This is a genomic window from Coriobacteriaceae bacterium (assembly GCA_025757745.1).
Taxonomy (GTDB): Bacteria; Actinomycetota; Coriobacteriia; order Coriobacteriales; family Coriobacteriaceae; genus Collinsella.
Map to the genome: position 1 here is coordinate 2202614 of CP107217.1, position 24163 is coordinate 2226776.

24 protein-coding genes are annotated in these 24163 nt (G+C 61.2%); all 24 read right to left on the reverse strand.

All coding sequences use genetic code 11. The features are described from left to right. Positions 1–86 precede the first annotated feature (86 nt). Positions 87–479, reverse strand: coding sequence for an ATP synthase F1 subunit epsilon (gene atpC / locus OGM60_09630; protein ID UYI99127.1), 393 nt, complete (start codon positions 477–479; stop codon positions 87–89). A 3-nt stretch (positions 480–482) separates the two neighbouring features. Next, positions 483–1937 (reverse strand): F0F1 ATP synthase subunit beta, encoded by a 1455-nt coding sequence (gene atpD / locus OGM60_09635; protein ID UYI99128.1) that lies wholly within the window; start codon positions 1935–1937, stop codon positions 483–485. Next, positions 1937–2845 (reverse strand): ATP synthase F1 subunit gamma, encoded by a 909-nt coding sequence (gene atpG, locus OGM60_09640; protein UYI99129.1) that lies wholly within the window; start codon positions 2843–2845, stop codon positions 1937–1939. The genes atpD and atpG overlap by 1 nt, the downstream gene beginning before the upstream one ends. Positions 2846–2850: 5 nt before the next feature. Next, positions 2851–4449 (reverse strand): F0F1 ATP synthase subunit alpha, encoded by a 1599-nt coding sequence (atpA, locus tag OGM60_09645; protein ID UYI99130.1) that lies wholly within the window; start codon positions 4447–4449, stop codon positions 2851–2853. Continuing rightward, positions 4449–4925: a F0F1 ATP synthase subunit delta gene (locus tag OGM60_09650; protein UYI99131.1), complete on the reverse strand. Its 477-nt coding sequence runs from the start codon at positions 4923–4925 to the stop codon at positions 4449–4451. Before OGM60_09650 ends, atpA begins: the two co-directional genes overlap by 1 nt. Next, complete coding sequence (gene atpF, locus OGM60_09655) at positions 4915–5517, reverse strand: F0F1 ATP synthase subunit B (protein UYI99132.1); 603 nt, start codon at positions 5515–5517, stop codon at positions 4915–4917. The genes OGM60_09650 and atpF overlap by 11 nt, the downstream gene beginning before the upstream one ends. Before the next feature lie 15 nt (positions 5518–5532). Then, the gene (locus OGM60_09660; protein UYI99133.1) at positions 5533–5727 is read right to left on the reverse strand and encodes an ATPase; all 195 of its coding nucleotides are present in this window, start codon (positions 5725–5727) and stop codon (positions 5533–5535) included. A gap of 124 nt (positions 5728–5851) precedes the next feature. Next, positions 5852–6655 carry a F0F1 ATP synthase subunit A gene (gene atpB, locus OGM60_09665; GenBank protein UYI99134.1) on the reverse strand — a complete coding sequence of 268 codons (804 nt, stop codon included), beginning with the start codon at positions 6653–6655 and terminating at the stop codon, positions 5852–5854. Positions 6656–6658: 3 nt separating this feature from the next. Beyond that, complete coding sequence (locus OGM60_09670; GenBank protein ID UYI99135.1) at positions 6659–6970, reverse strand: hypothetical protein; 312 nt, start codon at positions 6968–6970, stop codon at positions 6659–6661. 280 nt (positions 6971–7250) lie between these two features. Next, positions 7251–7898 (reverse strand): uracil phosphoribosyltransferase, encoded by a 648-nt coding sequence (gene upp / locus OGM60_09675; GenBank protein UYI99136.1) that lies wholly within the window; start codon positions 7896–7898, stop codon positions 7251–7253. Positions 7899–8021: 123 nt separating this feature from the next. Beyond that, positions 8022–9563 carry a glycerol kinase GlpK gene (glpK, locus tag OGM60_09680; protein ID UYI99137.1) on the reverse strand — a complete coding sequence of 514 codons (1542 nt, stop codon included), beginning with the start codon at positions 9561–9563 and terminating at the stop codon, positions 8022–8024. Positions 9564–9576: 13 nt separating this feature from the next. Further along, complete coding sequence (locus tag OGM60_09685; GenBank protein ID UYI99138.1) at positions 9577–10320, reverse strand: L-threonylcarbamoyladenylate synthase; 744 nt, start codon at positions 10318–10320, stop codon at positions 9577–9579. 134 nt (positions 10321–10454) lie between these two features. Beyond that, positions 10455–10946, reverse strand: a complete 492-nt coding sequence (locus tag OGM60_09690; GenBank protein ID UYI99139.1) for a type II toxin-antitoxin system HicB family antitoxin — start codon at positions 10944–10946, stop codon at positions 10455–10457. A 220-nt stretch (positions 10947–11166) separates the two neighbouring features. After that, the gene (locus OGM60_09695; protein ID UYI99140.1) at positions 11167–12417 is read right to left on the reverse strand and encodes a peptide chain release factor N(5)-glutamine methyltransferase; all 1251 of its coding nucleotides are present in this window, start codon (positions 12415–12417) and stop codon (positions 11167–11169) included. A 597-nt stretch (positions 12418–13014) separates the two neighbouring features. Continuing rightward, entirely contained in the window at positions 13015–14082 is a 1068-nt protein-coding gene (gene prfA, locus OGM60_09700) for a peptide chain release factor 1 (protein UYI99141.1), read from the reverse strand. A gap of 249 nt (positions 14083–14331) precedes the next feature. Further along, a complete protein-coding gene (locus OGM60_09705; protein UYI99142.1) occupies positions 14332–15747 on the reverse strand; it encodes a M20/M25/M40 family metallo-hydrolase in 1416 nt (471 codons plus the stop codon). 72 nt (positions 15748–15819) lie between these two features. Next, a complete protein-coding gene (locus OGM60_09710; protein UYI99143.1) occupies positions 15820–16605 on the reverse strand; it encodes an amino acid ABC transporter ATP-binding protein in 786 nt (261 codons plus the stop codon). A 22-nt stretch (positions 16606–16627) separates the two neighbouring features. Beyond that, positions 16628–17776 (reverse strand): amino acid ABC transporter permease, encoded by a 1149-nt coding sequence (locus OGM60_09715; GenBank protein UYI99144.1) that lies wholly within the window; start codon positions 17774–17776, stop codon positions 16628–16630. A gap of 9 nt (positions 17777–17785) precedes the next feature. After that, a complete protein-coding gene (locus OGM60_09720; GenBank protein ID UYI99145.1) occupies positions 17786–18712 on the reverse strand; it encodes a transporter substrate-binding domain-containing protein in 927 nt (308 codons plus the stop codon). 328 nt (positions 18713–19040) lie between these two features. Further along, positions 19041–19934, reverse strand: coding sequence for an aldose 1-epimerase family protein (locus OGM60_09725; protein UYI99146.1), 894 nt, complete (start codon positions 19932–19934; stop codon positions 19041–19043). Positions 19935–20013: 79 nt separating this feature from the next. Beyond that, the gene (locus OGM60_09730; GenBank protein ID UYI99147.1) at positions 20014–20880 is read right to left on the reverse strand and encodes a hypothetical protein; all 867 of its coding nucleotides are present in this window, start codon (positions 20878–20880) and stop codon (positions 20014–20016) included. A 176-nt stretch (positions 20881–21056) separates the two neighbouring features. Further along, complete coding sequence (locus OGM60_09735) at positions 21057–21923, reverse strand: MerR family transcriptional regulator (GenBank protein ID UYI99148.1); 867 nt, start codon at positions 21921–21923, stop codon at positions 21057–21059. Between the two features lie 91 nt (positions 21924–22014). Further along, the gene (locus OGM60_09740; GenBank protein ID UYI99149.1) at positions 22015–22593 is read right to left on the reverse strand and encodes a UbiX family flavin prenyltransferase; all 579 of its coding nucleotides are present in this window, start codon (positions 22591–22593) and stop codon (positions 22015–22017) included. A 33-nt stretch (positions 22594–22626) separates the two neighbouring features. After that, positions 22627–24114 (reverse strand): UbiD family decarboxylase, encoded by a 1488-nt coding sequence (locus OGM60_09745; GenBank protein ID UYI99150.1) that lies wholly within the window; start codon positions 24112–24114, stop codon positions 22627–22629. Between the last annotated feature and the right edge of the window lie 49 nt (positions 24115–24163).

Genomic DNA, 24163 nt, shown 5'->3' on the forward strand with positions numbered 1-24163 from the left:
TCTACCCTTTCAAAAAGCATGCCCGGGGTGGCTGGGCCATCCCGGGCATGATGTGTTCGCAAATGGTCGAACGCTAAATCGTTTGACTATTGGGCAAGCTTGAGCTTACACCATGCGATTTCATTATAGAGGTAGGCGCGGCGTGCATCATCCTCCGACAAATTACCCAGCTTCTCTTCAAAACCTTGAATATCAGCTTTAACCTTGTCGGCATCGACGGTCGCCAAATCGCAAGCGCGCTCGGCGAGAACGGTCACGACATCGTCCGCAACCTGGGCATAGCCGCCGGCCACGGCAAACGTGTGGTCGACAGTGCCCATGGCCTTATCGGAAACGCGAACGTAACCGCGGTCGATCGTGCAGATTTCGCTGGAGTGAGCAGGCAGAACGCCAAACTCGCCATCCGTAGACGGAATCGACACAAACGCAGCGTCACCCTCATAGGCGAGGCTCACGGGGCACACGATGCGGATACGCATAACCTACTTCTCCCCCATCTTGCGGGCGCGCTCGCGCACGTCCTCAATCGTGGAGGCATAGCGGAAAGCCTGCTCGGGCAGGTCATCGGCCTTGCCGTCGACAATCTCGGCGAAGGAGCGGACGGTATCCTCGACACGGACGTAGACGCCGGGGTTGCCGGTGAACTTCTCGGCAACGTGGAAGGACTGCGAGAGGAACTGCTGGATCTTACGGGCACGGTTGACCGTAAGGCGCTGCTCCTCGGACAGCTCGTCCATACCCAGAATGGCGATGATGTCCTGAAGGTCGGAGTACTCCTGCAGGAGCTCCTGGACCTTGACGGCGACACGGTAGTGCTCCTCGCCGACGATCGAGGGATCGAGGGCGTCGGAAGAAGACGCGAGCGGGTCGATGGCCGGGAACAGGCCGAGCGACGAAATGCTACGCGAAAGAACCGTGGTAGCGTCGAGGTGGGTGAACGTCGTGGCAGGCGCCGGGTCGGTCAGGTCGTCTGCGGGGACGTAGACGGCCTGGACGGAGGTAATGGAGCCCGTCTTGGTCGAGGTAATGCGCTCCTGGAGGTCGCCCATCTCGGTAGCCAGCGTGGGCTGGTAACCGACGGCGGACGGCATACGGCCCAGAAGTGCGGAAACCTCGGAACCGGCCTGGGAGAAGCGGAAAATGTTATCAATGAACAGCAGAACGTCCTGGCCACGATCGCGGAAGTACTCAGCGGTGGTAAGGCCGGCCAGACCGATGCGCAGACGCGCTCCAGGCGGCTCGTTCATCTGACCGTAGACCAAGCAGGTCTTGTCGATAACGCCAGACTCGCTCATCTCGAGATAAAGGTCGGTACCCTCACGGGTACGCTCGCCGACGCCGGTGAACACCGAAGTGCCGCCATGCTCCTGGGCGAGGTTGTTGATGAGCTCCTGAATCAGAACGGTCTTGCCGACGCCGGCGCCGCCGAACAGGCCTGTCTTGCCGCCACGGATGTAGGGCTCAAGCAGGTCGACGGCCTTGATGCCGGTCTCGAAGATCTCGGTCTTGGTGGTGAGCTCGTCAAAACGAGGTGCCGCATGGTGGATGGGATAGAACTCCTCCACCTCGGGCATAGGCTTGCCGTCGACGGGCTTGCCCATGACGTTCCAAATGCGGCCGAGTGTCTTGGGGCCAACGGGCATCTTCATGGGCTCACCGGTATCGGTGGCAATGAGACCACGCTGCAGACCGTCGGTCGAGGACATGGCGACCGTGCGGACGACGCCGCCCGGAAGCTGGCTCTCAACCTCGAGGATCGTGCTCAGGTGACCGATCGGGGTCTCGGCCTCGACCGTGAGCGCGTTGTAGATCGGGGGCACCGCACCGTCAAACTTGACGTCGACGACAGGGCCGATGATACGCACGATGCGACCATCACCGGCAGTCGTCTTCTTGGTGGCTTCCTCGACCGCAAGCTTTACGGTGTTATTAGCCATTACTGTTCCTCCAATGCTGAGGCTCCGCCGACGATCTCGTTAATCTCGGTCGTGATCGAAGCCTGGCGCACGCGACTATACGTGCGGGTAAGGGTCGAGATGATCGCGGTGGCGTTTTCCGTCGCGGAGTGCATGGCCTTGCGGCGTGCACCCTGCTCGGCAGCCGCCGAATCGATCAGGGCCTGGTAGATGACCGTCAGGATATACGACGGTACAAGCTTGCCGAGAACATGCTCGGGAGAGGGCACGAACTCGAACGTGGACGAGATGCGCTTAGGGGCGTCGGTCTCGTTCTTACGCGGACCGTGGGCCATAGCGATCATCTCGGGATCGAGCGGCAGCAAGTGCTCGACGCGAAGCTCCTGATCCACGCGGTTCTTGGCGTGGTGGTAGACAAGCTCGACGCGGTCAAGCTCGCCGGCACGATACGCATCGCAGATATGAGAGGAAATCATGCGAGCCTGATTAAAATCGGGCTCGGAGGAATTGCCCTCAAAGTGCATGACGACGTTTGCGCGGTCGCGGAAATACGTGACCGGCTTACGTCCACACGCAATGATCTCGCACTCGATGCCATCGTTCGCCCAAGAAGCGGCGAGCTTTTCGGCCGTGCGCTCCACCGTCGTATTGAAACCGCCGGCAAGGCCGCGGTCCGAGGCAATAACGACAATCAGGCCATGCTTGACGCTCTCATGCTTCTGTAGCATGGGATCGGTGCCCGAGCAGGAGGCGTCGCCGGCGACCGTCAACATGACGTCGGTCAGCGCCTCCTTATAGGGCTCGGCCTGCTTGGAGCGATCGAGGGCACGACGGATCTTGGCCGTAGAGACCATCTCCATCGTGCGCGTGATCTGCTTGGTCGTGGTAACCGAGGAGATTCGCTTCTTAATGTCGCGAAGGTTGGCCATAGGGCTTAGTTCTCCTCTGATCCAGTCGTATCGGCATGGTGCTTGGCCATGAACTGCTGCTTGAAGTCACCGATAACGCGCAGAAGCTCAGCCTTGGTGTCATCGTCGATCTTCTTGGCGCGAACCTTATCGAGCAGCGAGCCAAAGCCGTTGTCCAGGTACTCGATAAGCTCAGCGCGGAAAGGCAGCACGTCGGCGATCTCCAGGTCGTCCAGGAAGCCCTCGTTGCCTGCAAACAGAACTGCAATCTGCTCGCCAACCTCAAACGGCTTGTAGCGCGGCTGCTTAAGGAGCTCAGTCATGCGAGCGCCGTGGGTAAGCTGCTTTTGCGTGGCCTCGTCGAGGTCGGAGCCGAACTGCGTAAAGCCGGCGAGCTCCTGGTACGAAGCGAGGTCAAGACGAAGATTGCCGGCAACCTGCTTCATGGCCTTGGTCTGTGCGTCGCCACCGACGCGGGACACGGAGATACCCACGTCGACTGCCGGGCGCTGGCCCTGGAAGAAGAGCTCGGACTGCAGGTAGATCTGACCATCGGTAATGGAAATGACGTTGGTCGGAATGTAGGCCGAGACGTCGCCGTCCTGGGTCTCGATGATCGGCAGAGCCGTCATGGAGCCGTAACCGTTCTTCTTGGACATCTTGACGGCACGCTCGAGCAGACGAGAGTGCAGGTAGAAGATGTCGCCAGGATAGGCCTCGCGTCCGGGCGGACGATGCAGCGTCAGCGACATCTGACGGTAGGCCACAGCCTGCTTGGACAGGTCGTCGTAGATGACGAGCACGTGGCCGCCGGGGTTGGTCTCGCTGGCGGGCTTGCCGTCCTCGCCGTTGTACATGAAGAACTCGCCGATAGCGGCACCGGCCATAGGCGCGATGTACTGCATAGGGGCGGAATCGGCAGCGGTGGCCGAAACGATAATGGTGTAGTCGAGCGCACCGTGCTGAGCGAGGGTCTCGCGGATGTTGGCAACCGTGGAAGCCTTCTGGCCGATGGCGACATAGATGCAGACCATGCCCTTGCCGCGCTGATTGAGGATAGCGTCGATGGCAATGGCGGTCTTACCGGTCTTACGGTCGCCGATGATAAGCTCGCGCTGGCCGCGGCCGATAGGCACCATGGAGTCGATGGCGAGCAGACCGGTCTGAACCGGCTCGCACACCGGGGTACGGTCGATGACGCCGGGGGCCTTGAACTCGATAGGGCGGCGGTGCGTGGCGACAATGTCACCCAAACCGTCGATGGGCTGGCCGAGCGGATTGACGACGCGGCCGAGCATGGCACGGCTCACGGGGATATCCATAATGCGGCCAGTGGTGCGGCACTCGTCGCCTTCCTTGATGGAGTCGACGGCACCAAACAGAACGGCGCCGACCTCGTCACGGTCAAGGTTCTGGGCAAGGCCGAAGACGGTCTCACCGGTATCGGAGCTCTTGAACTCCAGAAGCTCGCCTGCCATGGCGCTCTTGAGGCCAGTGACGCGCGCGATGCCGTCGCCTACCTCGTCGACCGTTGAAACCTCATGCGTATCGACCGTCGCGGAGAGGCTCGTGAGCTGCTCCTGCAGTTTCTTGGCGATATCCTGGGCATTGAGGGTTTCGGACATTAGGCTTCACCTCCGTACGAATTAGCAGAGTTTGCGAGGGTCTCCTGTGCGATGCGCAGCTGCGTCTTGACGGAAATGTCACGACGCTCGCCGCGAGCCTCGAGCACCAGGCCGCCCACGATAGACGGGTCGACCTGCTCGATAAGGAATACCTTGCGGCCGAAGTCCTGCTCGCATTTCTTAGTGATGGTTTGACGCAGCTCGTCGTCGAGCGGGATCGCCGTGGTGACGGTCACGCCCACTACATCCTCGTCTTCCTCGGCAACATACTTAAAGGCAGCTGCCACCTTGGGAAGAAGGTCGAGCTGGTCGCGCTTGGACATGGTGTCGAGCACGGCGATGATCTCGGGGCTGGCGGAAGCCAGGCGCTCGATCATCTCGAGGTCCTCGAACACATGGTTCTCGGCCTTGGCGGCTTCCAGAAGGGAGCGCGCGTAGGTCTCGAGCACCTTGTCCTGATAGCGGCTAGTCGGCATTCAGGCTACCTGCTTCCTGGATGTAGCGCTCGATGAGCTTCTTCTGCCCGGCCTCGTCCTCGAGTGCCTCGCCCACGATCTTGGTGGCGACGGCAACGGACAGGTCGGCGATGGAGCTCGCGGCACCGGCGTAGATGGACTTGCGCTCGTCCTCGACGGTCGTATGGGCCTTGGCGATGATCTCCTCGGCCTCCTTGTGAGCAGCCTCGATGATACGGGCGCGCTCGGACTCGGCGTCCTTACGGGCCTCGAGAACGATGTCGGCAGCCTGACGACGGGCGTCGGTGACGATCGAGTCGGACTCAGCACGCTTGGCGATAGCCTCCTGCTTGGTCTTCTCGGCCTCGTCGAGGCTCTCCTCGATCTTCTTGCCGCGCTCCTCCATGGTTTTCATGATGCCCGGCAGGGCGACCTTGGCCAGCACGATCCAGATGATCAGGAAGGCGATAAGCGCCGGGATGAACTCCGCCATCTTAGGGATGAGGATGTCCGCACCGGCGGCGCCGTCCTCGGCGAACGCGGAAACCGGCATGAGCAGCGCGGCCGCGGACGCGGAGAGTGCGATCGCGCTCTTCTGGGATGAAAGATTCATACTTGACGCTCCGTGCTATTTAACGATCAGCGCGACAACGAAGCCGATCAGAGCCAGAGCCTCGCCGAAGGCGGAGCCCATGATGAAGACGGTGAACACGCGGCCCTGGACCTCAGGCTGACGGGCCATAGCACCCGTAGCACCCAGAGCAGACAGGCCGATAGCAAGACCAGCGCCGATAACACCGAGACCGTAACCGATAACTCCCACGATTCCTCCTTTGTCGTGCGTGTCTTATTTCACGCAGGATAACCTTTTTATAACTGCCGGGCTCCATGGGGACGGGCACCGGCGGTTTAACGAATTGCCTTACCTTTAAGGCGCGAACGGAAGACTACTCCTCCTCCGCGACCTCCTCTGCCTCGGAGACGTACACGGCGGTAAGGACCGTGAAGACGTAAGCCTGGATGGCGCCGACCACAAGCTCGATCGCATAGATCAGGATGAGGATGGCAAGCCAGGCCAGCGAAGGCAGGGCACCGACGGCGTGGGCCGCGGAAACCTGCTGAAGCAGCGGCTGCATGAACATGCTCGCCATGATGGCGAACGAGCCCATGACCACGTGTCCTGCGAACATGTTGCAGAACAGACGGACGGCGAGCGTGATGAGGCGCAGGAAGGTCGAGAAAAGCTCGACGACCCACACAAGCACGTTCATCGGGAAGCTCACGCCCTGCGGGGCGAGGCTCTTGATGTAGCCGATCACGCCGTGAGCCTTGCATCCGTAGTAGATGAAGTACACGAAGGCGAAGATGGCGAGCGCGGCGGTGGAGCCGATTGCGCCGGTGCCGGGCTTCATTCCCGGAATCAGGCCGATCATGTTATTGATCAGGATGAACAGGAAAAGCGAGCACAGGAACGGGAAGTGCTTCTTCCAGTTCTCACCCACGACGCCCTTGCCGATATCGTTCTCGACGTACTCGATGATGTACTCGAAACCGTTGACGAAGAAGCCCTTGGGAACCAAGGTCTGCTTCTTCTTGAACACGGCCAGGACGATCAGGAGCACGATCGTGGAGACGATCAGCCAAAACGAGTACTGCGTGATGCCGCAGCTTAGATCGCCCACGACGGGGGTGGAGCTGAACTCGCTGACCAGATGATTAATCTCATCAGGCAGCTTTTCAAAAATTTCCACGACTTACCTTTCGACCTCATGAGGATCTCGCAGCGCCTTGGCGACGCGAACCGTGCAGGCGGCCATAAAGGCCACGAAGCCGATCGCCTCGCCCAGAAGGAACATGCGAAATGCCTCTCCGAACAACGCAAACACAACCAAGGTAAAGACGAGCAGGGCGACCGCCGAGACCGCCAGACTCGCCATGCCCTTGAGCATGTCCGCATTCTGCTTATCGTCAAGAACCGGCTTGAGCGTAAAAACAAAGGGAAGAAAGGCGATTGCGCCCGCGATGGCGCCTGCAACGATAGCGAGCAGATCGGCTACCTGAAACACTGGCGTCCTCACTTTCCTTTTTAACGCTTCACAGAACAGTTCCCGCCAAACATTGGTGACTATTGTACGAGCCAATCGCTAAAGTACAACCGAAAAAGCATCGGTTAGTACGCACCTGTTCGTTTTCTTAAGACCTTCTTTATGCCGCAGGTACGGTAACGCGTTTTTCCGTACCCTGCGGGGCGAAACGTCCGTTAACAGGGGTGAGCGCGGTCGCCTTTTATTTGTCCGCGCGCACCGTTTCTTCGTATTTTCGACGTTAGCCGGTTTGGCCCAGAGACTACAGCGTGCCGTAGATGCGGTCGCCGGCATCGCCCAGGCCGGGGACGATGTAGGCGGCCTCGTTGAGGTGGTCGTCAATGGCGCAGGTATAGATATGCACGTCGGGGTCTTTCTCGGTCAGCGACTTGAGGCCCTCGGGGGCCGCGACGATGCACAGCATGCGAATGTCCTTGACACCGCGCTCGCGCAGATAGCCGATAGCCATCTCGGCAGAACCGCCCGTGGCGAGCATGGGATCGACGACCAGGCAGATACGTTGGTCGATATCCCTGGGCATCTTGCAGTAATACTCATGCGGCTCGTGGGTGACCTCGTCGCGCTCCATGCCAATGTGGCCCACGCGGGCAGAGGGCACCAGGTCGAGGATGCCGTCGACCATGCCAAGGCCCGCGCGCAGAATGGGGACGATGGCGAGCTTCTTGCCGGCAAGCTGCTTAAACGTGGCAGTGGTGATGGGAGTCTCGACTTCGACATCCTCCATGGGCAGGTCGCGCATGGCCTCGTAGCCGTCAAAAAGCGCGAGCTCGCGCACGAGCTGGCGGAACTGGTTGGTGCCGGTCGACTTATCGCGCAGGATCGACAACTTGTGCTGGACGAGCGGATGGTCGACAAGCGTCACGCGGGACGCATCGTAGGTAACGGTCATGGGTTGATTGCCCCTTTCGTTGCGGCCGCAAAACGACCTTGCTGACATGACGCACAGCGATGTTGCCGCCGCCCGCCATGCATAAGTTTAGCGGTTTGTTGTATCGAACGCTCCGTCACAACCCTACTGAGTGGTGCTGAGCGAACGCCTGACCGCATCGTGCCAACCGTCCAGGTTGCGCTCGCGACGCTCAACGGACATATGGGGATGGAACGTCTTGACGATCTGGGCGTTTTGCTCCAGCTCCTCCAGATCCTCCCAATACCCAACCGCAAGACCCGCCAAGTACGCGGCACCGATTGCCGTGGTCTCCACCGTCTCGCATTGCAGTACAGGGATATCCAGCAAGTCTGCCTGGAACTGCATGATGAACTCGTTGCGCGAGGCACCGCCATCGACGGACAGGCGCTCAATCGAAAGACCCACATCCTGCTCCATGGCACGCAGCACGTCATAGCTCTGATAGGCCATGGACTCGCAAGCGGCGCGCACGATGGTCGCTCGAGTCGAAGCTCCAGTCAGACCGCATACGATGCCGCGGGCGTGCGCGTCCCACCAAGGTGCACCCAAGCCCGCAAAAGCGGGGACAAAGTAGCATCCCTCGTTATCGCCGATCGAGGAGGCGAGCCGTGCCGATTCGGATACGTTGGAGATAACGCCCATGTTGTCGCGCAGCCAGTTCATCGTTGAGCCGGCGGCAAAAATAGAGCCCTCGAGCGCATAGCTGACCTTGCCGTCCGCAGCGATACCGATGGTGGAGACCAGGCCATTCTTGGATTCGACGATCTCGTCGCCGGTATTCATGAGCATAAAGCAGCCCGTGCCATAGGTGTTTTTGGTCTGGCCGGGATGGAAGCAGCAGTGACCGAACAGCGACGCCTGCTGGTCGCCCGCCACACCCATGATGGGCGGCATGTTGGTCATGATGTCGCTCGCTACGCGGCCGTAGTCACCGGCGCTCCAACGGACCTCGGGCATCATGGCACGCGGGATGTCGAAGAGAGCCAGCAGGTCATCGTCCCAGTCCAGCGTATGAATATTGAAGAGCGCCGTGCGGCTGGCGTTGGTGTAGTCGGTGGCGAAGGTTTGGCCGCCGGTGAGGTTATAGATGAGCCAGGTATCGATGGTGCCAAACATGAGGTCGCCCGCTGCCGCGCTCTCGCGCGCGCCGTCGACGTTGTCGAGAATCCACTGCACCTTGGAGGCCGAGAAATACGGGTCGAGCGTAAGGCCGGTGCGGGAACGCACCAGCTCCTCGCGGCCCTGCTCGGCCAGTTTATCGATTGTCGAGGCGGTGCGGCGACACTGCCACACGATGGCGTTGTAGATAGGCTGGCCACTCACGCGGTCCCACACCACCGTGGTCTCGCGCTGGTTGGAGATACCGATGGCGGCGATGCGATCGGAATGGATGCCGCTCTTAAACTGGACCTCCATCATCACGCCGATCTGGCTGGCAAGCACCTCCGTGGGATCCTGCTCCACCCAGCCGGGGCGCGGGAAGCTGGTTTTGACGCTACGACGTGCCTGGGCGACAATGCAGCCGTACTCGTCGACGATGGTCGCGAGCACCGAGGTGGTGCCGCAGTCGAGCGCCATGATGTAGGAACCGCCAAAGTTAAACGAGGCATCTTCCATGCCCAGGCTGCCCAGATTCAACGACATCGCTTACACCTTTCTATTGCATCGGGTCGGACAGAACCCGCTCGATCTCTGATGCGGGAAGTGCGCCTTGGCGCAGGATCTGAAGCTCGCCATGCTTAAACGTCACGATGGTCGAAGCGTCGCGGCACGGGGTCTCGCCCGCGTCGACGGCCAGATCAACCCCCTCCAGAATACGGTCCTCAACGTCGGCAAAGCTTGCCGGCGCGGGCGTGCCATGCGTATTGGCGCTGGTGCAGGCAAGAGGGCTGCCGCAGGCGCGGATGAGCGCTTGCACCACGGGCGAGGCCGAAGCGCGAAGTGCCACCGTGTCGTCGGCGGCGCGCATAAAGGTCGGCACGCAGGGGGCCGCCTTGACCACGATAGTCAGGGCACCCGGCCAGCATCGTCGGGCGAGCACGCGGGCCTCATGAGGGATATCCACGCCATAGCGATCGAGTGCCTCGGCATCATCAACCAGCCAGGCGACCGTTTGCGTGAGCTCGCGCTGCTTGAGGGTAAAGATACGACGATAGCCGGTACCGAGTGCGGGGACCGCGGCGCCGTTGACGGTGACCTGCGGATCGCGCGGCCACGGCAGAGGTTCACTTGTATCTTGTGGAACGGCATCCGAGAAGACGTTGACTGCCACGGCGACACCGTAGACCGTCTCGGTTGGAATAAGCGCCAGGCCACCGCGACCGAGTAGCTCGGCCGTACGCTCGACGGCGAGCCGATGCGGCTCACGCGTTCCCTCGAATACCCGATAGACCGTCTGCATGTGTATGCCAGCCCCTTACGCTCTGGTGCAAGTTTATTTACTGTGGGGCATTCTCGCACGAAACGTTCAACCTATTTGCCCAGAGCGCATGTTGGTTTGGTGAGCGGCTCTAGTAGTCGGTGAAAGTGAGGGGGTTATTGGACTGCGACGAACTTCTTTGGCCTGCCGGCGTGGCGTTCTTGGGCGGCGTAGCGCTCGATGCTGTCTATCGTTATCATCCGACGGCCGTCGACGAGTTCAACATCGAGCTTTCCTGCTTTGACCAGCGCGGTAATCCGCGAAGCGGAGACTTTGAGGTCCAGCGCTGCGTCTTTAAATGTTCGGCACGCCGCTTCCCGAGCGTCATCGTGGTCGATTTCGACTGAAAGGGCCACGACCTCGGCCGAGCGTTCGTACCCTGCCGGAGTCAAACCGTTGTTGAGGTCGTCGGCCAAAAACGCCATCAGTGCCTCGGTGGCATGGGCAATCGCTTCTTCGCGCGTGTCGCCATCGGCAAAGGTGCCAGGAATCTGCGGGAAGCTAGCGCAGTAACCGTCGTCTTCTTTTATGAGAACGCAGTCATAGGTAAATCGCTGCCTCATTTTGCCTCCAGCTACCATCCAGCTTGGCGACGAATACTTGCCCACGTGCCCTTCTTTGGTCGATCACCACCAGAGCCGTTCGCGGTGACAACACGGTCACCAGAAACATGCTTAGCATGACTACCGACTTGCGCGACCTCCACGAATCCATCGTGCTTGAGTAGGGCAATGATTTCCCGAAAGGTAGGAGGTTGCATGGGCCGACCTCTTTCAGCCGTCCTAATTATAAACTAATTTATAATTTTTGCTAACCAGTTAATAAATATTACTGGCGCTGTTTGGGCTCGGTGACGATGGCTCGGACGATGCGGGGACGATCGGTGAGGTCGCGGACGATGCGCACGTCCGAGAGACCCGCCTGGCGACAGAGCTCGGCCGCGGCATCGAGGGCGCCCTCGTAGAGCTCGCAGGCAAACAGGCCGCCGGCGCGCAGCATATAGGGCGCCGCATTGAGCAGGCGGCGGAAGATATCGAGGCCGTCGGCGCCGCCCTCGAGCGCTAAATCGGGCTCGAAGTCCTTGACCTCGTGCGGCAGCGAGCGCATGACGTCAGTCGGAATGTAAGGCGGGTTGGAGACGAGCACGTCGAAGGTGCCCCATTCCTCGCGGGGGATAGAGCTCACCAGGTTTGTGAGGCTGAAGGCGACCTCATCGGACGTAAGCCCGAGCGCGTCGCGGTTTTTGGTGGCCAGGTCAATGGCACGCGGTTCGATATCGGTAGCGGTGCAGGTGACATGGCCGCGGCGCTCCCAGGCAAGGGAAAGCGAGATGCAGCCCGTGCCGCAGCCGACCTCGAGAACGCGGGCGATACGGGGCTCGACCGGAGCGGGCGCGGCGGCATCCTCCGTCAGAGACGCCTCGTGGTCGGCGCCTTCGATGGCGATGCCGTATTCGTCGAGCTCGGGCTCGGCGGCTTCCGCGGCTTCGGCTTCTGCTATCTGCGTGGCGGCTTCCTCGGCCTCGCGGTCGGCCAGTTCCTCGGCATAGGCACGGCTGCCCAGTACGTCGCCACCCAGCGCAGCCTCATCGGCAGCCGTGAGGTTAGCGGCACGGCGCTCGGCCGTCGCTCGCTCGTCGGCCAATGCGGCTTCGACTTTGCGCGCTTGCTCGACCTCGTCGTTCCAGGGCAGCTCAACGCGCTGACGGGCGGCAGCCTCGGGGCTCAGCACCTCGGCATCCAGATAATTGAGGACTTCCTCGACGAGCATCTCGGTCTCGGGACGCGGAATGAGTACGCCGGGGGCGCACGCGACGTCGATCATGCGGAACTGCGTGCTGCCGGTGATGTACTGCAGCGGCTCGCCCTTGGCGCGGCGGACGACCGCCGCGTGCATGGTCTCGAGCTGCGCCGCATCGAGCGTCTCGTCCATACGCATATATAAGTCAATGCGCGCCAGACCCGTGGCTGCGCACAGCAGCCACTCGGCAGAAAGTCGGGGGTGTTCCTCGCCGCGCTCGGCCAGGTACTCCTTGGTCCACTCGAGACAACGCTTGATGGTCCAGATCTCGTTTGCCATGGGGTCCTCCCCTCTTAAGCGCCGGGCGGCGCGCGAATGTCGGAGCAGATTGTACGCGAGGGCGACGCACGACAAGGGACGATTGAGAGCGATTATCGAGAATCAGCCCAGAATTTTGCTTGGATTGCAATCGAAGCGTTCATTCGCCGACGTTTAAATCTGCATCCGTCAAGCTTTTGGCAAGGTTGCCCCAAAACTGACCAATATCTACCCAAGAACTTGCCACATCGCTTGACGCACGACCCATCAAAAATCGCCCCGCGACTTCTCGGACGCTTTTTCGAGCAATATTTTCGATAGCGGATATATGCCGCTAATTTCTTGAGCAGGTAGCCGGCTTAATGGCCATCAAAGCCGATTAAATAACATCTCAAAGCAATGTACCCAACCTAGTCATTTAAGAACGTCCCCAATGACTACCATGGAAACCCCGCAGGTTGAGCATAAGTCAGCGAAAACGCCCCTAAGCGAGCAAGGTGACGTGAAAGAGGAGGGAAGCGTACTTTTGTACGCGACCGACGATTGAACGTCAGATTGCCGCTTAGGGGCGTTTGCAGCGTCGAGCCGTTACGCGGTTTGGTAAAACCGCGTAACCCGCTACACAGCCTGTGCCAGCTTCTCGGCTCGCTCGGCGGCGGCGAGCGCCTCGATCACGGTGCCGAGCTGGTCGCCCAGAAGGACGCCGTTGTAGGTGGAGTTGAAACCGATGCGGTGGTCGGTCACGCGGTCCTGGGGCTGGTTGTAGGTACGGATCTTCTCGGAACGGTTGCCGTGGCCGATCTGGCTTTGGCGCTCGGCACCAAGCTCTGCCTGCTGCTTCTCGAGCTCCATCTCGTACAGACGGGCGCGCAGCATCTGCATGCAGACCTCGCGGTTCTGGATCTGGGAGCGCTGCTCCTGCGACTGCACCACGGTGTTGGTGGGCAGGTGGGTGATACGCACGGCGGAGTAGGTGGTGTTAACGCACTGACCGCCAGGGCCCGAAGCGCAGTAAGTATCGATGCGCAGGTCGGACTGGTTGATCTGGACGTCAATCTCCTCGGCCTCGGGAAGCACGGCGACGGTTGCCGTGGAGGTCTGGATGCGGCCCTGGGACTCGGTCTTGGGAACGCGCTGGACACGGTGCACGCCGGACTCGAACTTCATGACGGAGTAGACGCGGTCACCCTCGACCTTGAACTCGATGGACTTAAAGCCGCCGGCCTCGCTGGGACTGGAATCGAGCACGGTGGTCTTCCAGCCGCGAGACTCGCAAAAGCGCTGGTACATCTTGTACAGGTCGCCGGCGAAGATGGCCGCCTCGTCGCCACCGGCGGCAGAGCGGATCTCGACGATGGTATTCTTGTCGTCGTTGGGGTCGCTCGGGATGAGCATGTACTTGATATCTTCCTCGAGCTGGGGAAGCTTAGCCTCGTTTTCGGAGATGTCCATCTGGAGCATCTCCTTCTCATCGGCGTCGGTGGTATCGTGGAGCATTTCCTTGGCAGCCTCGATGTCGTCGAGCGCGCCGATGTACTCGCGCGAGGCAGCAATGAGGTCGGACTGGTGCGCGTACTCCTTGTTGAGACGCGTGAACTCCTTGATGTCGGAGGCGACGGCCGGGTCGGACAGCTTCTTCTCGAGCTCCTCGTAGGCCTTGATGATCTTTTCGAGCTTGTCGCGCATGGCAGGACTCCTTTATATGCGTGAAGATGAAAATCGGCAGAGTTGATGGGGCGCATGGCGCCACTGCGGGGGTAAGCCCAGCTAGAACATGTCGATCTTCAGATACATGCGCATCCCTTCGCGTGTGGGGTACATAGTTGCGGTCTAACCCATACATGATAGCGTGCGCAGACAAACCTGCATATAACCCGCACGGAATGATTGGTGCAAACAAACCTGACCCCATTGCATCAAGGGCTTGCTTTTTGGCTAGAGCGTTTGAAGCAGGGCGATGAGGAAGCGAACACCCTGGAGGTAGGCGCGGCGGGTGATGCGCTCGTTGGTGCCGTGGACGCCGCGATCACACTCGTCGTCATCAACCACAAAGGCCGAGAAGCGAATGCACTCAGGGCAAATGTGCTGGTAGTTGGCAGCGTCGGTCGCACCGATCACGGTCGAGGGCACAATTGCCACTGGCTCGAATGATCCATTTTCCTCCGTCCCCTTTGGATCACGGAAATAGCGGGCGGCGATGGAGCGAACCGCCTCGAGGCCGGGGCCACCGATGCGCGGGGACGGCGAGGGTTCGGAGCTGCCGGGGCCTAGCTCCACTTCGACACGACCGGCAAGGTCCGCCCCGGCAACCGCCTCACGGCAGCGCGCCACAACGTCGGCCACGCTCGTGCCCTCGAGCATGCGGAAGTTGATGTTGGCCCACATATCCTGCGGCATTACGTTGGCGCCGGTGCTGCCACCCTCGATCTGCGTGGGTGCGCAGGTGGTCGTCACCAGCGGATAGAGCTTCTTGCTGGCGAGGCAATCGCGGACAATGGCGCCCCCGTTGGCGGCAATTTCATCCGCCGTGTAGAGCCCCAGCTCGACGAGCTGGGCGGCAAGTAAATCGGTCACGCGCGTCGGCCACTCGATATCGCAGATTGCGGTGATGGCACGGCTGAGCACCTCGAGCGACGTGCCGCCGTAGGGGTTAGAAGAATGACCACCCTCACTCTTCGTCTTGAGCACGATATCGGCATAGCCCTTCTCCGCGAGGTCGGCGTGCATGAGCCAACCCTCGCCCGCGCTGTACTCGGCATCCGAAACGATGCGGTAGTCGCCCTCGTCGATCAGGAACTCGAGCTCAACACCGCGCTCCTCGAGCGCGCGGCCGATGGCGCCTGCACCGTACTGCGTTGTCTCCTCGTCCTGGCCAAAGGCCAGGAACAGCGTGCGCTCGTGCTGCCAACCGTGCGCCAGCGCATACTCGACCGCCTCGAGAATGCCTGCGACCTGGTCCTTCATGTCGATCGCTCCACGGCCCCAGATGTAGGTGTCGTCCACGTGCCCGCTAAAGGGGGCGTGCGTCCAGTCGGCCTCGGTACCCGGCACCACGGGGACCACGTCCATGTGGCCCATGAGCATAACGGGCTTGAGGGCAGGGTCGGAACCGCTAAGTGTCACCAATAGCGAATGGTCGATAAGCTCGACCTCGCCCGCCGCAAATACGTACGGCCAGGCCTGCTGCATATAGGCGCGCAGGTCGTCGAACGGCTGCCAGTCCATCGCCTCGGCATCCATGCTCGAGATGGTCGGAAACGACAGCACGCGCCCCAGGCGCTCGCACGCGCCAGTTTCATCCAAATCGGCAAAATCGTCCTCATGCGCAAAGAAGCGCCAAACCTCGGCCATGACATCCTTTCGATTGTGACGACAAAGGCCGCCCCACGGGAGCGGCCCTGCAACGCAAGCGTTTGCGGTCGGTTATTTGTCCTCGAGATAACGCGAGAGGAACTCGCGGGTGCGCTGGTGCTTGGGGTTGCCGAAGAGCTCGGCCGGCGCGGCGTCCTCGAGCACCACGCCCTTGTCCATAAAGACCACGCGGTCGGACACGGTTCGGGCAAAGGCCATCTCGTGCGTGACGACGACCATGGTCATGCCGTCGGCCGCAAGCTTGCGCATGACCTCGAGCACCTCTCCCACGATCTCGGGGTCGAGTGCGGAGGTCGGCTCGTCGAACAGCATGATCTGCGGATTCATGCACAGGGCGCGCGCGATGGCCACGCGCTGCTTTTGGCCACCGGATAGGCGGCCCACGGCGGCGTGCGCGAACTTTTCGAGCCCCACGCTCGTCAGATGCTCCATCGCGACCTTCTCGGCCTCGGCCTTGCTCATCTTTTTGAGCGTGACGGGCGCGAGCGTGCAGTTGTCGAGCACATCCATGTTGTTGAACAGGTTAAAGCCCTGGAACACCATGCCGATGTCCTCACGCAGCTTGTTAATGTTGCAGCGCTCGGCCGTAAGGTCCTGGCCGTGAAACCAGATATGGCCCGCGTCCGGAGTCTCGAGCAGGTTGAGGCAGCGCAGGAAGGTCGACTTGCCCGAGCCCGAGGCGCCGATAATGGTAACGACCTCGCCGGGGTTAACGGACAGGTCGATGCCCTTAAGCACCTCGAGCGAGCCAAAGCTCTTGCGCAGGCCCTCGACGCGGATAAGCGGCTCATTGGTCTGTGCGGCGGCCGCGGTGCCGGTAGTGGCGATATCTGCCATGATGATTCTCCTCGTCTTGAGCCTAGTTGGAGCTGGGCAGCGTGGCAGGGGCCTCGGCGCCGAGCTTTTTGCCAAAGGCTTCGAGCAGGCGGCTCGCCACGAGCGTCAGGATCAGGTAGACCACGAGCGCCACGCAGTAGACCTCCATCTGGCGGTAGTACACGCCGGCGACGGTGGTGGTGGCGTACATGAGGTCGAACACGCCGATGACCGAGAGCACCGACGAGTCCTTGATGTTGATGATGAGCTCGTTGGTGAGCGCCGGAATCGCGTTTTTAATGCCCTGGGGGAACACGACTTTGCGCATGGCTTGCCACTGCGAAAGACCCAGCGAGCGCGCTGCCTCGGCCTGGCCGGGGTCGATGGACTCGATGCCGCCGCGCAGGACCTCCATCATGTAGGCGGTGGAGTTGAGCGAGATGGTGACGAGGCCGGCGGTGAAGGTACTCCAGATCTGGTTGGCCTGGGCGGTCTCGAAGCCCATGCCGCGCAAAACGGTGAAACCCGCGTAATAGATGAGCAGACCCTGGACCATCATGGGCGTGCCGCGCACGATGGTGGAGTAGATGGTCGCAAAGCCGCGGCCAATGCTCTTAAAGAAGCGCACCAGGTCGTTGTCCACGCGATCGAAGGTCTGAATACGCAGGAACACAAAGAGCAACGCCAGGAAGAATGCGATGACGGTGCCGAAGGTGGCAAGCGCGATGGTGATCTCGATACCGCGGATAAAGAAGTCCCCGCTCTTGTAGGTCATGTAGACCAGGCTCGACAAAAAGTCGCTGGGGTTGGAGTCCGAGACGATGCTCACCTGTACCAGGTCGATAAACGACATGACGCAGCGGTCCACGAAAAAGATCGCCGCGATGGCAACCACGACATAGCTGCCCAAGCGTGCGCCACGACGGAAGCGCTCGGATGCGAACGGCGACGTTTCGCGATAGTCATTCCAGTGCATGAGTTTGGTGACGAGCGCCGCCGCCGACACGACGAGCCAGGCCCAAAGGATTGCCCAAAGGCAATCCTGGAAGATACCGGTGGGCGCCAAGAAGCTCAGCGGCGTGGGGTTGCGCTGGCTAAACGCCAGGCCAAGCGCCGCGATGACACTCGTGCCCAGGTACACATAACGGTGGTCGGCCTTGATAAAGGAGGCCAGACGATTGATGGTTTTCATGCTGCCTCCCTATGCCGGCTGGCGGTCGAGGCACGCGTCCCACATTTGGTCGCGTTCCTCTTGGCTAATGCCCTTGAGTGTCTTGTCGATGAGTTTAAGCAGTTTGTCCGAGCCCTTGCGACAGCCGACGTTTGCCGCGACCTCCTGCTTAAAGCCCTCGCCCTCGGCAAAATGAATAGGGACGATACCCGGGTTTTGGGCCATATAGCCCTTCTCGTTCTCGGTGTTGTAAGTCACGGCGTCGCACGTGCCCTGCAGCAGATTCGAGAACACCGTGGGGACGGAGTCGACCGGGTTCTTGTGCACAACGCCCGGAATCTCGTCGATGACGGTGTCGAGCATGGTGTCCTTTTGGCCGAGTACCGTGGCACCGCTAAAGTCGCTGAGCTTGGTGGCGTTTTGGTAGGGGGAACCCTCTTTTACGAACAGGCCAAAGTAGCCAATAAAGTACGGGTCGGAGAAGCCGACCGACTCCTCGCGCTCGGGCGTGGCGCTCATACCGGCGATGATGAGGTCGATCTGGCCGTTGTTGAGCGAATCGATGAGGCCCGAGAAGCTCTGCTTGACGGCAACGGGCTCGCCACCGAGGGCCTTGCAGACGATCTTGGCGATCTGCACGTCGTAGCCATCGGCATAGGCGCCCTGCACGTTGTCGATGGGGATAGTGTACTCACTGGCTTCGGAAACCTGCCAGTTGTACGGGGCGTAGGCCGCCTCCATGCCAATGCGGATCTTGTCCTTGCCGATCACGGAATCGGACAGGTCGTCGCGACCGCCGCCCGTCGTGGGCTGAACTACTTCCAGCGTGGAGGGGCGCTGGCAACCGGCAAGTGCGCCGGCGACGACAGAAGCGCTCGCAGCGAGAGCGCTACCCAAGAAGATGCGACGACTGCACACCGGCTGTGGATGCGCGTCGCGTTGATGGGGAGAATGCATAATCTGCCTTCCCTGTTGAATCGTATGCTGACGACTTAACAGGATATACGCCAGCGACCAGCAGCGCAGCACAAGCTCGAAAAATTAATAGACACACGGTAGTCATTGTGAGCGTCGATGTTTTGGCAATGCCAGCGAGCGACGTCCAGAGCGAACAAGTTGGCATGAAAAATGCGAGGCATAGACCTTCTGGTCATGCCGTGCCTTTTGAATGGCAAATTGTCGCTCTGGGCGGCTCGCAGCGTCGACCGGCCCGCCGTTCGTCAGAACGGCGAAACCTAAGGGCGCAGCGTCGACCGGTCCGTCGTTCGTTAGAACGGCGGAACCTCTAGAGCAGGGTGACGCTAAAGCTGCGGACGTCCGTCTCGCCCGGCGCCAGCGTGATCGTGTTGACCTTGTGCTCAAAAACGTCGTCCTCGGTGTCCATGGTGGTATGACCGGTCCAGGGCTCGAGCGCCACAAACGGAGCGTCGTTGGCGGCAGACCACACGCCGATGTACTTAAAGCCCTCAAAGTCGATCTTGACGCCGTGGCCCGACTTGCGACCGCGCAGCGTGAGCGTGGAGCCCGGGGTATCGGTGAACATGATGGCGTCGTTATCGAAGCTGCGGTGCGTGATGGGCAGCACGTCCGAGTTGTCGGGGGCCTTGTAGCTGCCCTCGAACGTCATAAGGCCATCGGGCGTGATGATGGGGGCCTCGTTCGTCCAGGCCTCGGTAAACGCCAGCTCGTAATCCTCGAATGCCTCGTCCTCGGCACCGGGGGCGGGCACGTTAAACGCGGGGTGGCCGCCCACCGAGAACGGCAGGTCCACGTCGCCGGTGTTGGTGACGGCAAAGGTCTGTGTGAGCGTGGCGTCGCCGGTCAGGGCATAGGTCATGTTGAGCTTAAAGTGGAAGGGGAACGCCTGGAGCGACTCGGGCGTGTCGGTGATCTCGTAGGTGACGGACGAGCCGTCCTCGGAGACCTCGGCCAGCTTGTGCTCCACGATACGCGCGACGCCGTGGCGCGGCATCTCGCAGGTGCCGGCCGCAGACGTCGCCGTGTTGTTACGCAGCGATCCCACGATGGGGAACAGGATAGGCGCATGCTTGCCCCAAAAGGCCGGGTCGCCCTGCCACAGATACTCGTTGCCGTTGAGGGCAAGGCTCGTGAGCTGGGCGCCCATGGAATCGATGGCCGCGGTGAGGCCGCCGCGCTTGATGGTAGTGACGGTGGACATGCTACTTCCTCCAATAGTAAACAACGGTGTCGAGGGCTATTGTCCCACTCTTGGCGGCGGGGTTGAGCGACAGGTGCAGTTATTGAGCAATAGCGTAAAGGTCAAACCCGCCCTGCGGCGTGCTATCGACCGTATCGGGCGCCTGTGAATTAAAACTCACCGGAACCATGCGCTTTGAGGCACGGTAACGCGTGCCGTCGGTGGCGACGGGCGGCTCATCGACCGTGAGCTCGTAGTCGCCGGGCTTGAGCTCGATGCCGTCACCTTCGGAATTGACGTATTGGTACTCGTCGATCGCTTGCCCCTTGAGCGTGCGGCCCACGATATGGACGAGCATTTGGCTGTCGCCGCGCGCGGTATCCCACGTCGCGCCGTCCTTAACCTCGACCGACACATGCACCGAGCGCGTGCGGCTGAGCGATTGCTCGACGGACATCTCGACCTTGGCGGCGTCTTGGCGCTGCCGCTCGACATGACCCCAGATGCTGCCGATTGCCGAGCAGGCGATAACGCCGGCCATGAAGGCGATGAGGATGGGGCCGAGCGGAGAACGGCGGCCCGCGTCTTCCTCACGAGCCAGGTCGGGGCGATGCGTGGGCGCAGGCGCCTGGGCGCCTTGCGCGGGCACGTCGAGAATGCTGAAAGATGCCGTACTGCCGGGGTCGATGGTGTGGCGCGGTTGCGGGGTCTTTGCCGGCGAAATGGACATGTCGGCTGGCTCACCCAGCGTGGCCGTGGCATCGGCCTTTGCCTCGTCGGCCTCGGCCTGAGCCCAAGCCTGTTCAAAGGTCAGGGGCTCGGCGAGGTCGGAAGTGGCATCCGTCTCGACGGCATCGTTGCCGGTCTCGTCCTCGTCGCTCGACACGTCACGCGACGCGGGCTCGTCCCACTCCTCGTCCGGAGCCTCGCCCTCGCTATACCACCATTCAAAGTTATCGATATCCATACGGGGCGCCCCTTAGGCCTCGCAAATAAACACTTGTTAGCCTTATACCCGCAGATGGCGCTGGAGCTCGCACGGAATGCGATAAAGGGACTGCTCCTTTGTCGCATCGAAGTTGCGGTGGAATAGTTCCTGTTTGCACGCCCACTCGAGCTATTTAGGGACTATTTCACCGCAAGTTATTTGAGGGCGACGGGGATTTGGATACAGCAGAAGTCCTCTTGGTGAGACTCGTCGTAGCTCGTGGTGTCCAGGTAGCAAAAATCGAAAGCATTGCCGATGGGCTGGAGCGCGTGCCTGTCCATGCAGGCCACGATGGCGCGGATACCCTCGGGCTCGTACGGCATGCCCCAGCGACTCATGCACAGGTACGTGCCCTCGGGCAGCACCTCGACGCCAATCTCCGCCAGCTCGGCAGGATCGCTCGGCAGTATTTCCTCGGCACCACGCGGCAACACGGCAAAGGAACCGGCACCGGCGATGGGGTCGTCGGAATGCAGCGCCTCGCGACGCAGCATGGCGCCCCAACCGCGCATGGGGCGTGTGCCCGTGAGCGCACGCATGCGCAGAATCGCCCGCATGAGCGTGGGGTGCAGCATCGAGCGGCCACGCTCGATATCGCTCGGGAACTCCTCAAAGACCACGTAGCGGCGCTCGAATTGCTTGAGCTCCGGTTTGCCCTCGCGCTCGCGCCAATAGACCGCCTCGTCGTAAAAACTCAGCCGCTCCTGCACGCTCGCGCGCTCGGCTTTGAGCCCGGCAATCTGCTCGTCGAGCGCCTGCACCCGCGAGCGCAGGTGATCGGTCATCTCTCCAATGTCGAACGTCGAGGTCAGGCGATCGATCTCATCGAGTTCCAGTCCCAAGTCGCGCAGCATGCAGATCAGACGCATGAGCGGGATCTGCGTGGGCGAATAGAAACGGTAGCCTTTTTCGTTAACCACGGCGGGTTTAAACAGACCGATCTTGTCGTAGTAGATGAGCGTTTGGCGCGAAACGTTAAACAAGCTCGCCATCTCGCTAATCGCATACATACCCGTCTGCATAGGTCCTCCCGACACATCCTTTGACACGAAAAGCCCGCCGCCCACAGGGGCAGCGGGCTCAAACACTACTCGTATCCTACCCTAAAGATGCCTATGACCAGCGCTTATAGTTGGCGCACGACACGCCGACGGCCTCGAGTGCCTTGGCGGCGATGTGATGCACCGCCTCATCGAGCGTGGCGGGGCCGTTGTAAAACGTGAGCATGGGCGGCATGAGCATGACGCCCGGCACGCGCGCCAGGCGTGCCATGTTGTCGACATGGATCGCACTGAAGGGCGTCTCGCGCACCATAAGCACCAGGCGGCGCTGCTCTTTCATCTGCACATCGGCCGCACGCAGCAACAGGTTTTCGCTGTAGCCGCTCGCGATGCCGGCGAGCGTCTTCATGGAGCAGGGAGCCACGATCATGCCGTCGACCGGATAGGTGCCGCTTGCGATGGCAGCGCCAATGTTCTTGTTGTCGTAGACCACATCGGCATAGCACGCAAACTCGTCGAGCGTCATGCCGAGCTCCTGCTCGATGGTGATCTCTCCCCCGCGCGTGACGACAAGCGCCGACTCAGCGCCGGCCTGGCGCAGGCATTTGAGGCATTCAAGGCCCAGTGCCGCACCGCTGGCGCCAGACACGCCAACGACAATGCGACGGGGACGAACAGAAGACTCAGGCATGACAACTCCTTAACTACTTGGTAGGGCTACTTACTAGAAGGCGAGCTCGGCGGCCCACTTCTCTTCATCGATCTCCATGAACTGCGAGCGGATGAAGTTCTTCTTGAGGTTAAACGGAACCGTGCAGTCGAAGATGGCCTTGCAGGCGATACCGTGCTCGCGGATCGAAGGATCGAACGCGGGGTCGTTGGACGGATCGAGCACGTGGCAGTGGCAACCTGGGATGGTGATGAGGTCCACGTCGGCCTGGAAGCGTGTGGTCATGGCCCACATCACGTCGCTCATATCGAAGATGTCGACATCCTCGTCGACAAGGATGACGTGCTTGAGCTCGGAGAACGCCGAGAAGGCGAGCATGGCGGCGTTGCGCTGACGGCCCTCGTCATTTTTGCTCGACTTCTTGAACTGCATGATGGCAACGAACTTGCCGCCACCGCAGGGAGCGGCGTGAACGTTGAGCAGGCGGCCCGGGATAGCGGTCTCGACCATCTTGTAGATGGAGGCCTCGGTGGGGATACCGGCCATGGACACGTGCTCGTGCGAAGGGCCGATGCAGCTCTCCATAATGGGGTTGACGCGCGTGGTGACGGCGGTGATCTTGATCACCGGGCAGACCTTGGCGCCACCGGTGTAGCCGGGGAACTCGGGCATGGCGTAGCCGTGGCCGTTGACATCCTCGTTGATGGTCTCGTCGTGCATGAGGTAGCCCTCGAGCACGTACTCGGCATTGGCAATGCACTTCTGCGGAACGGTGACGCAGTCGGCAAGCTCGACGACGCGGCCGCGCAGGGCGCCGGCGATCTGCAGCTCGTTGAAGCCGAGCGGCGTGGTGGGAGCCTCGAAGCCGCAGCACATGTACACGGCGGGGTCCAGGCCGATGGAGATGGAGATGGGCATATCCTCGCCGCGCTGGCAGTACTCGTCAAAGAACGCACCCAGGTGACGGCTGCCCGGGGTGATCCACATGGCGAGCTTGTCCTTGTCGACGCAGGAGAAGCGGTGGATGGTTACGTCGGACTGGGTGCCATCGGGGCTCGTGCCATAGGCGAGGCCCATGGTGATGTAGGGGCCGCCGTCAACGGGCGTGTTGGTGGGAGCGGGAACGATCTTGCGCAGGTCAAAGCCCTCGTCGGTCGCCTTGTACACGACCTCCTGGCAGTCGACGTGCTTGCCCTCGGCGATCTGCTCGGGGGCGATCAGGTTCTCGAAGCGCTTGCCGATCTCGAGGCCCAGGTGCTCCTCGTCCAGGTCGAGCAGGGCGGCAACGCGCTTGCGGCTGGCAAGCATACCGATGCAGACCTTGGCGTCGTCAAAGCCCTTGACGTTGTTGAAGACCATCGCCGGACCCTCTTTGGTCGGGCGCATGACGGTGCCGCCAGCACCGACGTGACGGTAGACGCCCGAGACCTCGGCATCGGGATCGACCTGGGTGTCGGTCTCGAGCAGCTGGCCCGGCATCTCACGCAAAAAGTCGAGCGCGGAACGCAGGTCGTGGATCTGGGAAGCATCGGTAGTGGACATGGCGTACTCCTTTCGGGAGAGTGTCCGGCGACGGGGTGCCGCCGGACGG